13 protein-coding genes and 1 tRNA gene are annotated in these 12,618 nt (G+C 71.6%); 7 read left to right on the forward strand and 7 right to left on the reverse strand.

All coding sequences use genetic code 11. The annotated features are described in order from the left end of the window. Positions 1 to 1,044: molybdopterin-dependent oxidoreductase (locus GTW40_RS25885; RefSeq protein ID WP_161182577.1), on the forward strand; the 1,044-nt coding region annotated here is incomplete at its 5' end. Positions 1,045 to 1,136: 92 nt separating this feature from the next. Next, entirely contained in the window at positions 1,137 to 1,799 is a 663-nt protein-coding gene (locus GTW40_RS25890) for a fasciclin domain-containing protein (protein WP_161182578.1), read from the forward strand. Between the two features lie 60 nt (positions 1,800 to 1,859). On the opposite strand, the gene GTW40_RS25895 is transcribed toward GTW40_RS25890, so the two are convergent. From GTW40_RS25895 to GTW40_RS25915, 5 genes are all read right to left on the reverse strand, one after another. After that, a complete protein-coding gene (locus GTW40_RS25895; protein WP_161182579.1) occupies positions 1,860 to 2,609 on the reverse strand; it encodes an anti-sigma factor in 750 nt (249 codons plus the stop codon). Next, complete coding sequence (locus GTW40_RS25900) at positions 2,606 to 3,190, reverse strand: sigma-70 family RNA polymerase sigma factor (RefSeq protein ID WP_161182580.1); 585 nt, start codon at positions 3,188 to 3,190, stop codon at positions 2,606 to 2,608. Before GTW40_RS25900 ends, GTW40_RS25895 begins: the two co-directional genes overlap by 4 nt. Before the next feature lie 121 nt (positions 3,191 to 3,311). After that, the gene (locus GTW40_RS25905; protein WP_161182581.1) at positions 3,312 to 3,944 is read right to left on the reverse strand and encodes a hypothetical protein; all 633 of its coding nucleotides are present in this window, start codon (positions 3,942 to 3,944) and stop codon (positions 3,312 to 3,314) included. 101 nt (positions 3,945 to 4,045) lie between these two features. Continuing rightward, positions 4,046 to 4,121: transfer RNA gene (locus GTW40_RS25910), tRNA-Arg, on the reverse strand. Positions 4,122 to 4,328: 207 nt separating this feature from the next. After that, positions 4,329 to 5,693, reverse strand: coding sequence for a M6 family metalloprotease domain-containing protein (locus tag GTW40_RS25915; RefSeq protein WP_161182582.1), 1,365 nt, complete (start codon positions 5,691 to 5,693; stop codon positions 4,329 to 4,331). 287 nt (positions 5,694 to 5,980) lie between these two features. Here GTW40_RS25915 and GTW40_RS25920 point away from each other — a divergent pair, with 287 nt between their 5' ends. Together GTW40_RS25920 and GTW40_RS25925 are read left to right on the forward strand one after the other, a co-directional pair. Continuing rightward, complete coding sequence (locus tag GTW40_RS25920) at positions 5,981 to 6,622, forward strand: helix-turn-helix domain-containing protein (RefSeq protein WP_343245791.1); 642 nt, start codon at positions 5,981 to 5,983, stop codon at positions 6,620 to 6,622. Between the two features lie 213 nt (positions 6,623 to 6,835). Then, positions 6,836 to 8,377, forward strand: a complete 1,542-nt coding sequence (locus GTW40_RS25925; protein WP_161182584.1) for an MFS transporter — start codon at positions 6,836 to 6,838, stop codon at positions 8,375 to 8,377. A 55-nt stretch (positions 8,378 to 8,432) separates the two neighbouring features. On the opposite strand, the gene GTW40_RS25930 is transcribed toward GTW40_RS25925, so the two are convergent. After that, entirely contained in the window at positions 8,433 to 8,942 is a 510-nt protein-coding gene (locus tag GTW40_RS25930; protein WP_161182585.1) for a MarR family transcriptional regulator, read from the reverse strand. A 133-nt stretch (positions 8,943 to 9,075) separates the two neighbouring features. On the opposite strand from GTW40_RS25930, the gene GTW40_RS25935 reads away from it, so the two are divergent. Continuing rightward, complete coding sequence (locus GTW40_RS25935; protein ID WP_161182586.1) at positions 9,076 to 9,861, forward strand: class III extradiol ring-cleavage dioxygenase; 786 nt, start codon at positions 9,076 to 9,078, stop codon at positions 9,859 to 9,861. 25 nt (positions 9,862 to 9,886) lie between these two features. Here the strand turns inward: GTW40_RS25935 and GTW40_RS25940 are convergent, their stop codons facing one another. Then, positions 9,887 to 10,411, reverse strand: coding sequence for a GNAT family N-acetyltransferase (locus GTW40_RS25940; RefSeq protein ID WP_161182587.1), 525 nt, complete (start codon positions 10,409 to 10,411; stop codon positions 9,887 to 9,889). A 198-nt stretch (positions 10,412 to 10,609) separates the two neighbouring features. On the opposite strand from GTW40_RS25940, the gene GTW40_RS25945 reads away from it, so the two are divergent. Both GTW40_RS25945 and GTW40_RS25950 read left to right on the forward strand, forming a co-directional pair. Beyond that, positions 10,610 to 11,608 carry a sigma-70 family RNA polymerase sigma factor gene (locus tag GTW40_RS25945; RefSeq protein WP_161182588.1) on the forward strand — a complete coding sequence of 333 codons (999 nt, stop codon included), beginning with the start codon at positions 10,610 to 10,612 and terminating at the stop codon, positions 11,606 to 11,608. A 497-nt stretch (positions 11,609 to 12,105) separates the two neighbouring features. Next, the coding region (locus GTW40_RS25950) for a TetR family transcriptional regulator (protein ID WP_237525694.1) at positions 12,106 to 12,618 on the forward strand (513 nt) is incomplete at its 3' end.

Below are 12,618 nucleotides of genomic sequence, written 5' to 3' on the forward strand. Positions count from 1 at the left end.
GCGTCGGCCGCCGCCGGTACGGCCGGCGGGTACCTGAACGGAGCGAGCGGCAAGGGCGCGGCCGCCTCGCGCGCGGGCGTCGTCCTGCCCCGCCCCGGGTCACCCGCGCGGCCCGTCCCCGCCCGTGCCGGGCTCCGCATCGCCGGGATCAGCCCGTTCGTCACCGAGAACACGGACTTCTACCGTGTCGACACCGCCCTGGTCGTGCCCAAGGTCGACGCGAGCACCTGGCGGCTGCGCGTGCACGGCCTCGGCGTACGACGGCCCGCCGTCTTCACCTACGACAGCCTGCTGCGCAGGGAGCTGATCGAGCGGGACATCACGCTCACCTGCGTCTCCAACGAGGTCGGCGGCCCCTACACGGGCACCGCCCGCTGGCTCGGCGTACGGCTCGTGGACCTGCTCGCCGAGTGCGGGGTGCGCCCGCCGTCCCAGGGCGGCCCGGCCGATCAACTGGTGGCCCGCTCGGTCGACGGCATGACGCTCGGCACGCCGGTCGAGGACGTCCTGGACGGCCGGGACGCGATGCTCGCCCTCGGCATGAACGGCGAACCGCTGCCCTTCGCGCACGGCTTCCCCGTCCGCATGGTGGTGCCGGGGCTGTACGGCTACGTCTCCGCCTGCAAGTGGATCGAAGATCTCGAACTCACCACCTTCGACGCCTACGACCCCTACTGGGTGAAGCGGGGCTGGGCGCGCCGGGCCTCCGTCAAGACCCAGTCGCGGATCGACACCCCCAAGCCGTTCGCCCGCCCGAAGGCCGGTCCGGTGATGGTCGCGGGTGTGGCCTGGGCCCAGCACCGGGGCATCGACAGGGTCGAGGTGCGGATCGACGACGGTCCCTGGCAGGACGCCCGGCTGGCCGAGGAGGCCGGCCGGGACACCTGGCGGCAGTGGTCCTTCCCGTGGCAGGCCACCAAGGGCGGACACACCCTCACCGTGCGCGCGACCGACCGTACCGGCGCCGTGCAGACCGCACGCCGTACGCGCACGGTTCCCGACGGCGCGAGCGGGCGGCACTCGGTGGTGGTCACCGTCGAGTGAAACCCGGGGCGCTCACGCCCCCACCGGACCAAGTCCCTTTCCTTTCCAGCCTGAACGCGGCAGTCCGCCGCACTCTCAAGAGGAGATCTCTGATGAACACCCGTGCCCGCCGTATCGCCGTCACCCTCGCCGCGACCGCGGTGCTGCCGCTGGCGCTGAGCGCCTGCTCCGGCTCCGGCGACAAGGACGGTGACTCCGGCAAGCCGAGCGCGTCGGGCAAGGCGTCCGCCTCCGCGTCCGCATCGCGGAACGGCGGGGACATGGGCGGTTCCGCCATGGAGCAGCCCTTCGGCTCCGCGTGCGCCGCCGTGCCGAAGAACGGTGCCGGTTCCTTCGACGGCATGGCCAAGGACCCGGTGGCCACCGCCGCCTCCCACAACCCCGCCCTGTCCACGCTCGTGTCGGCGGTGAAGAAGGCCGGTCTGGTCGACACGCTCAACAACGCGCAGAACATCACGGTGTTCGCGCCGACCAACGACGCCTTCAACAAGATCCCGAAGGCGACCCTGGACAAGGTCCTCAACGACAAGGCCGAGCTGACGAAGATCCTCACCTACCACGTCGTCGGCAAGAAGCTCATGCCCGCCGACCTGGCGAACGGCTCCTTCGAGACCCTGGAGAAGTCGAAGCTGACGACCTCCGGCTCGGGCGAGTCGTACACCGTCAACGACTCCGCGAAGGTCGCCTGCGGCAATGTCAGCACGGCCAACGCCCGGGTGTACATCGTCGATTCGGTCCTGATGCCGAAGAGCTGACGCGGAAACGCGCCGTACGGTCTCCTTCGTGGAGGGGACCGTACGGCGCGTTCGTCGCGCTCAGGACGGCATGGTCAGCAGACCGACGGGAGTACTGGTCGGCCGGGGCGAGCCACCGGCGGGCTCGACGGTGACGCCGACGGCGGAGGCGCCGTCCACCCGCCCCCGCATCAGCACGGTCTGCGCGGCGCGGCCGGCGTTCAGCAGGCCCGCCGGGCGCATCCGGTCACCGTCGGCGAACCACAGCTGGTACACCTTGCCCTTCGGCGGCGCGGGCATGTCCGAGGCCATGAACACGGCCCGGTCCCGGCCCGCGGACACCACCAGGGTGCCGGTGCCGCCCGCGACCCGTGCCGAGCGCGTCCTCGCGTCCGGCGCGCCGAGTACCCCGGCCACCTCGTCGGCCTGCCGCTCGGCGAGTACCGCCCGCTGCCGGGCGTCCTGGGCGCGCTCGTACTGCCACACCGCCGTACCGCCGAAGCCCACCGCTGCCGCCAGACAGGCGGCCAGCGCCCACCGGGCCGGTCCACGCCCGCTCGGCAGACGGCGCCGGACCTCGTCCAGGGGCGCGGTGGCCGGAGGGACCTGCCGCACGGTGGTGACCCGGTGCAGCACCTCCCGGCGCATCCCGTCACGGACGGGCGCGGCGGACGCCGACGCGAGCCGGGCGGCCGTGGCGGTGAACTCCGCCACCTCCTGGGCGCAGGAGGCACAGCCGGACACATGGCGTTCGAAGGCGGCGCGCTCCTCGTCGGGCAGCGCGTGCAGGGCGTAGGCACCCGTCAGCAGGTGCGGATCGGTGGTGGTCACGCGGTCACCCCCAGGCAGTCGCGCAGCCGGACGAGCCCGTCGCGCAGCCGGGTCTTCACCGTGCCGAGCGGCAGCGCGAGCGACTCGGCGACCTGGCGGTAGGTCAGGCCCCGGTAGTAGGCCAGGGTGACCGCCTGCCGCTGCAGGTCGGTCAACGTGCGCAGACAGCGCCGTACTTGTTCCTGCTCCAGCCGGGTCTCGACCTGTTCGGTCACCTGGTCGTACGCGGGTGTCCGGTCCAGCAGCGCGGCCTTGGTGTCGCGGGCGGCGGCGGCCTCCACCGACCGCACCCGGTCCACCGCGCGCCGATGCGCCAGGGTCAGGATCCAGTTGACGGCCGTACCGCGCTCGGGCCGGTAGCGGGGCGCCGTGCGCCACACCTCCACCAGCACCTCCTGCGCGACCTCCTCCGACTGCGCCTGGTCCCGCAGCACCGCCCGGACGACCCCCAGCACGGACCCGGCCACCGCGTCGTAGAGCGCCGCGAACGCCTCCTGGTCCCCGAGGGCCACCTCGTGCACCAGTTGCTGCGGGTCGGGTTTGGACGACGGACTTGGGCCGATGTGGACGGCTTCCTTCACTGCGGAACTCCCGGGAGCGACGAACCAGAACATCTCCGCGTAATCCGAGGCCGCGGGGACGGCGGATTGGTCCGAGAGCCTGGAGCGCCGACGCCTCGTCCGGCCGTTCCTGTGTTCTGCGTCAGAAGGAGACGTGCGGGGCGACGGGCGCGCCGTTTCCGAGGACGAGCTGGAGCAGGGCGACGTCGTGGGGGCGCAGCCAGTACGACGCGTTGTCGAGGTCCACGGCCGCGGTGAACTTCATGCGGGCCTGCGCGGCGTTCTGCTGCTGCCGCTCCGGATGTACGGCCACCGGCCACTGCAGGCTGATCGGCTCGTCGACAGCGCCCTTCCCGCGCCTGCGCCAGGCCAGCCGGACCGTGCCGTCCGCGGCCTGGTCGAGAAGCAGGTTCCCCAGGGTCTGGCTCCCGTCGCGCAGCCCGTACGCGAACATGCTGAGCCGCACACCCGTCCGCAGCCGCACGGCGTCCGCCTGAACCGTGCGGGAGGGCCCCATCCCCAGCCGGAGGGCCAGCTTCGCCCCCCACCCCCGGTACAGCGCACAGGTCGCCTGCGCCCCGCGCGGAGCCGGGAAGAAGGACGGGGGAAGCAGCGCCCGGACCAGCGGATCGAGCACGAAGAAGAAGAACACCAGGCCCAGCAGCCCGAGCATCATCCCGCCCTCCGCCAGACCGGCGAAGAACAGGCCGAGGGCTATGGCCATCATGACCACGAACTGCATGACAAGACGGACGTTCACGTTGTTTACCGGCACGCTTTCTGTTCCTGACGGACGACGCGGCAGGTTATCCGGCGGCAGAGCGCGTTGACCATGGAATAAAGGCCCCGCACGACGATCAATGCGGAGCCTTTACCTGGTGCCCCCGGCAGGATTCGAACCTGCGACACCCGCTTTAGGAGAGCGGTGCTCTATCCCCTGAGCTACGAAGGCGGGGCCTTGGGGAGCGATGTCGCTCCGGCAAGGGTGTGGGCGGCCACGTTGTGGCTGCCCATGACAGGGTAGCGGATCGGAGGCGGAGGGTGTGGGGGACACCGGGCGGCATCGGAGGGATGACTCAACTCGGGTTCGTCGCGGGTTGGTTGAGGCCGCTCGACTCCCGGCGGCACCGCCTGACGAAAGTCACCCGCCCCCCAGCAGTCACCTGCGCCCCAGCGTCTCCGGCACCGCCCCCGCCGCCCCCGTCCCCTCCGGCACCCCCCGTGTCCGCGTCACCCGCACCCGGTACTTCCCGGAGGGGTCCGCGCTCGTGACCCGCACGGTGATGCCGTGCTCGGGGTCCTTGAAGGTCTGGCCGGGGGTGTAGGGGGCGTCGGAGAGTTCCGCCTGGACGTTGGGGCTGCGGGTGCAGCCGCCGCTGTCGGGGTGGGCGTCGGCGACGGTCACCGGTCCCCTGCCGGTGTCGACGTCGGCGTCCACCTTGTAGACGAGCACGCCCGGGCGGCACACGTCCTCGTCGTTGCCGCCCTCGGTGCGCAGCTCAAGGGCGTACGCGGTGCGCCCGTCGACCGGGACCAGGATCAGCTTGCCGCCGCCCTTCTCGTGCAGCGGGGTCAGCGTGTACTCCGTGCTGCCCTTGGCCGTCGCGCAGGCGACCTGGGAGGTGTCGAGCCAGCCGAGCTTCCACTTGTGCCAGCCGAGCAGGTCGTTGTTGGCGCCCCAGTCCTCGCTCATGATGTCCCAGTGGCCGACCGAGCTGCCGCCGTCCTGGGTGTAGAGGTCGGGCAGCCCGAAGGTGTGGCCGTTCTCGTGCGGGAGGACCCGGTAGCCGGTCTTGTCGTAGGTGCCGGAGCCGTCGTCCTGGCGGGAGTAGACGAAGGACGCGTTGGCCAGGGGCGCGCCGTCGGCGACCGGTGCGTCGCCGTTGCCCGCGAAGGTCACGGAGAGCACGGTGTCCAGGGCGGAGGGCCCGGCGTTCGGGGTGACCAGGACGTTGAGCAGGTCGTACGAGCGGAAGTCCACCCCGGGGTCGGCGGCGTCCACGATGTCGTGGACCAGGTCCCGGTAGCCGGGGTCGAACGGGGCGCCGCGTTCTATGCCGTAGTCCTTGAACGGTTTCGGCATCCGCAGCCAGTGGGTGACCGGGGTCACGGGCCGGTAGTCGAGGCGGCCGTACGACGCCTTGCGGAACCACTCCTGGGTCTGCGGGAAGAACTCGTGGAAGCGGTCGAGCGCGCTGCCCCGGCCGTGGGCGTCGGGGAAGTCGATCATCAGGGTCAGCGCGTGGACGATGCCGGTGGAGCGGGAGTAGCCGCCGGTGGTGGGCACGCCCTCCGTCATCTGGACGTCGGTGCCGCCGTGGATCATGCAGGGCGCCAGGGCGGCGCCGGCACGGGTGAGGCCCGTGGGGCCGGTGGGGCTGTGCGCCGTGAGCAGCCCGGGCCCGGCCGAGGTGCTGACCGCGAAGGTCAGGACGGTCACGGAGGCCAGGGCGGCCGCGCGGCGCGAGCGTATGCGGCGGGGGGACCGGCGCGAGCGTATGCGGCGGGGCGACTGCGGCTGCATGCAGGGACCTCTCGCTCCACGGCAGCCACCCGTCTCCGACTGCACCCTTGCGCTCACCCTGTGTCGGCGGTGCGGGGGTCGCGCGCTGGAAGAGACCGATCGTGGGATTTCCGTACGAGCAGGTGTGAATCACATAGGCTGGGGGTGAATCGCGGCAAGTGGGACAGGGGTCGGAGGGCGCGTGACTCAGGTCACATCCGGAAAGTCCCGCGAGGGGAAATAACCGGGGAACCTCTCCCCGTTTAACCCTGTGTCCACCGCCCGACCCTTTCGAAGTGGAGTTCGCCGTGCAGACCGCAGCCCCCGCCCGCAAGGCGTCCCGGCCCCGTGCCGACGCGCTGCGCAACCGGGAGCGGATCGTCACCGCCGCCCGCGAGATGTTCGTCGAACACGGCCTGCATGTGCCGCTCGACGAGATCGCCCGCCGGGCCGGCGTCGGCAACGCCACGCTGTACCGCAACTTCCCGGACCGCGACGCCCTGGCGCGCGAGGTCGTCTGCTCCGTCATGGACCGCACGGCCCACGCGGCCGAGCGGGCCCTCGCGGAGACCGGCGACGCCTTCGCCGCACTGGAGCGCTTCGTGCACGCCGCCGCCGAGGAACGGATCAGCGCACTGTGCCCGATGATCTCCAGCGCGTTCGACCACGACCACCCCGACCTGGAGGCCGCGCGCCGGCGGATCGAGGGGCTGGTCGCGGAGATCATGGACCGCGCCAAGGCCGCCGGGCAGTTGCGGACCGATGTCGGCGTCGGTGACCTGCTGGTCGCCGCGGCGCAGCTCAGCCGGCCCCCGGCCGGTACGGCCTGCTTCAGCGTCGACCGCTTCGTCCACCGTCATCTCCAGCTGTTCCTGGACGGTCTGCGGGCCCCGGCCCGCTCCGTCCTGCCGGGTACGGCCGTGACCATGGAGGACCTGCGCCGGCCCTGACCGAACCGATCTGACCAGCTGACCGACCGGTCCGGCCGGGCCCGCGCCCCGGCTCCGCGACCCCACACGCTTCCGGCCGCCCCGAGGGCGCGCCGCCGATACCGCACGCCTTTCGTCCGTACAGCGCCGTACGGACCGTCCGCGAGGCGACGCATTCCACCTCACGAATTCCTCGCGAATTCCTCCTCACGAAGTACCGGAGTGGGTACCCCCATGTCTCAGACAGCCGACAAGGCTCCCGTCGCCGCGTCCGGCGGCGACAGCAACCGCTGGAAGGCGCTCGTCTTCATCGCGCTCGCCCAGCTGATGGTCGTCCTCGACGCCACCATCGTGAACATCGCCCTGCCGTCCGCCCAGCGCGACCTCGGCATCTCCGACGGCAACCGGCAGTGGGTCGTCACCGCCTACGCCCTCGCCTTCGGCGGCCTGCTGCTCTTCGGCGGCCGCATCGCCGACAAGTGGGGCCGCAAGCGCGCCTTCCTGATCGGTCTCATCGGCTTCGCCGCCGCCTCCACGCTGGGCGGCATCGCCACCAGCGGCGTCATGATGTTCGGCGCCCGCGCCCTCCAGGGTGTCTTCGGCGCCCTGCTGGCCCCGGCCGCGCTCTCCCTGCTCGCCGTGATGTTCACGGACGCCAAGGAGCGCGCCAAGGCGTTCGGCATCTACGGCGCCATCGCGGGCGGCGGCGGTGCCGTCGGCCTGATCCTCGGCGGCTTCCTCACCGAGTACCTGGACTGGCGCTGGACCTTCTTCGTCAACGTGCCGTTCGCCGTCGTCGCCGCGCTCGGCGCCTGGTTCGTCATCCGTGAGCCCGAGGGCGGCCGCAACCGCTCCCCGCTGGACATCCCCGGCGTCATCCTGTCGACCCTGGGCCTGGTCGCCCTGGTCTACGGCTTCACCCGCGCCGAGTCCGACGGCTGGGGCGACGGCCTGACGATCGGCATGTTCGTCGCCTCCGCCGTGCTGCTGCTGGCGTTCGTGATCGTCGAGGCCCGTGTCAAGGCCCCGCTGCTCCCGCTGCGCGTCGTCTCCGACCGCAACCGCGGCGGCATCTACCTCTCGCTCGGCCTCGCCATCATCGGCATGTTCGGCCTGTTCCTCTTCCTGACCTACTACCTCCAGATCGTGAAGGGCTACACCCCGGTCAAGACCGGCTTCGCGTTCCTGCCCATGGTCGCGGGCATGATCACCGGCTCGACCCAGATCGGCGCCCGCCTGATGACCCGCGTCCCGGCGCGCCTGCTGATGGGCCCCGGCTTCTTCGTCGCCGGTGTCGGCATGCTGCTGCTGACCCAGCTGAAGGTCGACACCTCCTACGCCGCGACCCTGCTGCCCGCCATGGTGCTGCTCGGCCTCGGCATGGGTACGGCGTTCATGCCCGCCATGTCGCTGGCGACCATGGGTGTCGAGCCCCGCGACGCCGGTGTGGCCTCCGCGATGGTCAACACCTCGCAGCAGGTGGGCGGCGCGATCGGCACCGCCCTGCTCAACACCATCGCCGCGTCCGCGACCACGTCGTACATCAAGGACCACATCGCCGGTGCCGCCTCCAAGCCGCAGGCCCAGCTGGTCCAGCTCCAGGGCATGGTGCACGGCTACAGCACGGCGATCTGGTTCGCCGTCGGCATCCTGGCGGTGGCCTCGCTGATCGCGTTCACCTTCGTCAACGCCGGCCGTCCGGGCTCCACCAAGGTCGCCTCCGGTGACGGTGAGGGCGCGGAGGACGAGATCCCGGTCCCGGTGGTCGCGCACTGAGCGGCTGACGCACTGACAGCACTGACAGCACGGATGTGAGGAGGGCCTGCCCGGCTCAGCGCAGCCAGGGCAGGTCGGCACCCGCTTCGCTCGGCTGAAGACCCTCGGCGACGATCTGCATGATCTCGCCGAGGGTCTTCTGCTGTTCCGGGGTCAGCCGGTCGAACAACGCCTGGCGTACGGCGGTCACATGGCCGGGGGCGGTCCGGCGCAGCACCTCGGCGCCCTCGTCGGTGAGCACCGCGAACTGGCCGCGCTTGTCGGAGGGGCAGTCCTCGCGGCGCACCCAGCCGTTCTTCTCCAGACGGGCGATGGCGTGCGAGAGCCGGGAGCGGGTGATCTTCGACTTCCGGGCCAGCTCGGTCATCCGCAGCCTGCGGCGCGGTGCCTCGCCGAGGCCGACGAGCAGGCCGTAGTACATGTGGGGCATTCCGGCGTCGCGCTGGAGCTGCCGGTCGAGATGGTCGTCCAGGAGGGTCGAGGCGTGCAGGTACGAGCGCCAGACGCGCTGTTCCTCGTCGGTGAGCCAGCGGTGTCCGTCGGCGGAGTCCGATGCCGTGTTCATGCGTCCCACTGTACGAGGCTTGTTCTTGAAAATTGAACAACTGAGGCGTACGCTGTTTCCGTAAAGCTTGAGAGTTCAAGCATCGCCGTTCGCCGGGGTGCTGAACCGGAGCAGACCGCCGGGAGGAGCCGCCATGTTCGCCGAGCCGCAGGTTTCCGAGCGCATGCCCGCGCTCTATCTCAGTCACGGCGCCCCGCCGCTCGCCGACGACCCCGTATGGCCCGGCCAGCTCGCCGCCTGGTCCGCAGGGCTGCCCCGGCCGCGCGCGATCCTCGTCGTCTCCGCCCACTGGGAGGAGGCCCCGCTCGCGCTCGGCGCCACGACCGCCGTCCCGCTGGTCTACGACTTCTGGGGCTTCCCCGAGCACTACTACCGCGTCCGCTACGACGCCCCCGGCGCCCCCGAGCTGGCCGCATCCGTCCGCAAGCTGCTCCGCGCCCCCGGTATGCCCGTCCAGGACATCCCCGACCGGGGCCTGGACCACGGCGCCTACGTCCCGCTGGTCGAGATGTTCCCGGACGCCGACATCCCCGTCCTCCAGGTCTCGCTGCCCACCCTCGACCCGGCCCGCCTGATGGACCTCGGGCGCAAGCTCGCCCCGCTGCGCGACGAGGGCGTGCTGATCGTCGGCTCCGGCTTCTTCACCCACAACCTGGCCGCCCTGCGCCACGCGGGCGTGCCGAGCTGGTCCACCGAGTTCGACGACTGGGGCAGGCGGGCGCTGGAGGCCCGGGACTGGGACGCGCTGCTGGACTTCCAGGCCGCAGCCCCGGCCGGGCAGTACGCCCACCCCCGCACCGAGCACTTCGCCCCGCTCTTCGTCACCATGGGCGCGGCCGAGGGTGACCTGGACGGGCCGCAGTCGGTGATCGACGGCTTCTGGATGGGGCTGGCGAAGCGCTCGCTGCAGTTCGGGTGAGTGCTGCTCGGCGTGCCGGGCGGCCTCAGCGGCCCTTGAGTTCCTTCTCGTACCAGGCCACGTCCCAGTAGCGGCCGAACTTGCGGCCCACCTCGCCGAACGTGCCCAGGTGCCGGAAGCCGAACCGGGTGTGCAGTCGCGTGGACGCCGCGTTGGGCAGCGCGATCCCGGCGTAGGCGCGGTGCACGTCCTCCTTCGCCAGCGCGGCGAAGAGGGCGCTGTAGAGCAGGGTGCCGACGCCGCGCCCCGTCGCGTCCGGGGCGAGGTACACCGAGGTCTCCACCGAGGTCGCGTACGCCGCCTTCGGGCGGTGCGGGCTGGACGTGGCGTACCCCAGAATCCGCTGTGAGTGCGCTTCGGCGGCAACCTTCAGGCGGTACGGGCCGTCTTCCGGGTGGGAGAGCAGCCAGGGCCGGCGGTCCGCACGGGTGAATTCCGCCGTGTCGAATGTGACGGCCGTCTCACGTACGTAGTGGTTGTAGAGGTCCGTGAGGGCGTCGAGATCGGCCTCCGTGCCGGGTCTGACCTGCACCTCCGTACGTTCGGACACCGCCGCTCCTCCCTGTGTGGCCCCGCAGGGTACTGCATGATCAGGAAATTCGGGGGGGCGGGTTGGGAATTCTGTCCGGATTCCAGTCGTTGTTTCCCACGGATGCAGGGCACTCGAGGAGAGTCCCGAGAGAGAGTCCCGGGAGTGCTTCAGCGTTCATTTCAGGACCCACACCCGCCCAATCGCAAGGGAGCACGCATGGCAACCCGTGCCGTCGCCCGTCGTAGGTCGGTCACCGGCGAGACGGCCGACTCGGCCCGCAGCGTCCGCGTCCACAGCGGCGAGATAGCCGACCGGGACCTGGTCGGCATGTACCTCGACGAGATCGCGCGCACGCCGCTCCTCGATGCCGCCAAGGAGGTCGAGCTGTCCCAGGCCATCGAAGCGGGTGTGTTCGCGCGGCAGGTGCTCGACGGGGTGGAGGAGACCGCCGCCGGGGCGACCCGCGAAGAGCTGGAGACGCTGTTCGAGGAGAGCGAGCGGGCCAAGGACGTCTTCATCCGCTCCAACCTCCGCCTGGTCGTGGCCGTGGCCCGGCGCTACCCGCGCAGCGGCCTGCCCCTGCTCGACCTCATCCAGGAGGGCAACGCAGGACTGGTGCGCGCGGTCGAGAAGTTCGACTACCGCAAGGGCTTCAAGTTCTCGACGTACGCCACCTGGTGGATCCGTCAGGCCATCACCCGTTCCATCGCCGACCAGTCCCGCACCATCCGGCTCCCCGTCCACCTGGTGGAGGAGCTGGGCCGCATCCGCCGGGTGCAGCGCGAGTTCAACCGGGAGAACGGCCGTGAGCCGGAGCCCGCGGAGATCGCCGCCGAGCTGGGCTCGACGCCGGAGCGCGTGACGGACGTGCTCGACTGGTCCCGCGACCCGGTCTCGCTGAACATGTCGGTGGACGACGAGGGCGAGACCCAGTTCGGCGACCTGCTGGAGGACACCTCGGCGGTCTCCCCGGAGCAGTCGGTGCTGAGCCTGCTGCGCCGCGAGGAACTGGACGACCTGATCGGCCGCCTCGACGAGCGCACCGCCTCGATCATCAAGATGCGGTACGGCATCGAGGACGGCCGTGAGCGCACCCTCACCGAGGTCGGCAAGGAGCACGGTCTGACCCGCGAGCGCATCCGGCAGATCGAGAAGCACGCTCTGCTCGAACTGAAGAAGCTGGCCCGCGACACCGGTTTCGACGCGGCCGCCTGATCGTTGAAGGAGTGTGCGGGGTGGCGGAGGGCCGCGCCAACATGGCGCGGTACCGCCGCTTCAACGCCCGGCACCGGGGGAACAACCCTTCCGGGCCCGGGAGTTCGAGTGCTCCCGGGGCCGCACTCCCCACCTGAACCTGGCCGCACTCCCCCCGCGCACCAGATATGAGCCAGTTCCGGCGCCATCCCCCCCCGGCGCCGGGACTTCCCAGCCGGGCCCGGCGCCTACCCCCCCCAGGCGCCGGGCCCGGCTTTTGCGTGGGGCGGGACGGGGCGAAACTCTTGTGGAGGGCCGGGAATCCCGTGGAGAGGCGGGCCACCCCGCACCTGAACCGCGGGGTGGCCCACCGAATGGCAGATTCTGCCACATGGGCATAGCCTGCCGACGTGAGCACCACCCGTACCACCGGCACCACCGGCACCACAGCACACCGGCAGCGTTTTCCGGCCTCGCCCTCGGCGTCCCTGACCGAGCGCCGCAAGGCCGAGACCCGCATGGAGATCGCCCGCGCGGCGGCCACCCTCTTCGTACGACAGGGCCTGAAGGCCACCCGCGCCGAGGACATCGCGGCGGCGGCGGGCATCGCCCCGCGCACCTTCTACCGCTACTTCGCCTCCAAGGAGGAGGCGGTCGCCCCGCTCTACGCCGCCGGCGCCGAGTGCTGGACCCAGGCCGTCCGCTCCGCCCCGGCCCACCTCACCGTCCCCGAGGCGCTGCGCCACGCGGTCGAGCACACCCTCGCCCCCGGCAGCGGCGTCTCCGCCTCGACCTGGGAGTGGGCCCGCACCCTCATCCGCATGGCCCACACCGGCCCCGCGCTGCGAAAGGTGTGGGCGGAGGTCTGCCAGGAGGCGGAGGAGCAACTGGCCCGGGCACTGGCGGGGCGCCGGACGGGGGGCGCGGGGGCGCCGGGCGGGTTGAGGGCCGGGGCGGTGGACGGCTCCGACGACGACGCCACCGGGTCCGGGTCCGGGGCGGGGGCCGAAGGGGCGGCGGCCGCCGGGGCT

It is taken from the genome of Streptomyces sp. SID4985 (assembly GCF_009863025.1).
GTDB lineage: Bacteria > Actinomycetota > Actinomycetes > Streptomycetales > Streptomycetaceae > Streptomyces.

Excerpts from the sequence above, each read along its gene's own strand:
- GTW40_RS25925 (WP_161182584.1), top strand. The coding sequence starts at position 6,836 with ATGTCTCAGACAGCCGACAAGGCTCCCGTCGCCGCGTCCGGCGGCGAC.
- GTW40_RS25945 (WP_161182588.1), top strand. The coding sequence starts at position 10,610 with ATGGCAACCCGTGCCGTCGCCCGTCGTAGGTCGGTCACCGGCGAGACG.
- GTW40_RS25890 (WP_161182578.1), top strand. The coding sequence starts at position 1,137 with ATGAACACCCGTGCCCGCCGTATCGCCGTCACCCTCGCCGCGACCGCG.
- GTW40_RS25935 (WP_161182586.1), top strand. The coding sequence starts at position 9,076 with ATGTTCGCCGAGCCGCAGGTTTCCGAGCGCATGCCCGCGCTCTATCTC.
- GTW40_RS25915 (WP_161182582.1), bottom strand. The coding sequence starts at position 5,693 with ATGCAGCCGCAGTCGCCCCGCCGCATACGCTCGCGCCGGTCCCCCCGC.
- GTW40_RS25930 (WP_161182585.1), bottom strand. The coding sequence starts at position 8,942 with ATGAACACGGCATCGGACTCCGCCGACGGACACCGCTGGCTCACCGAC.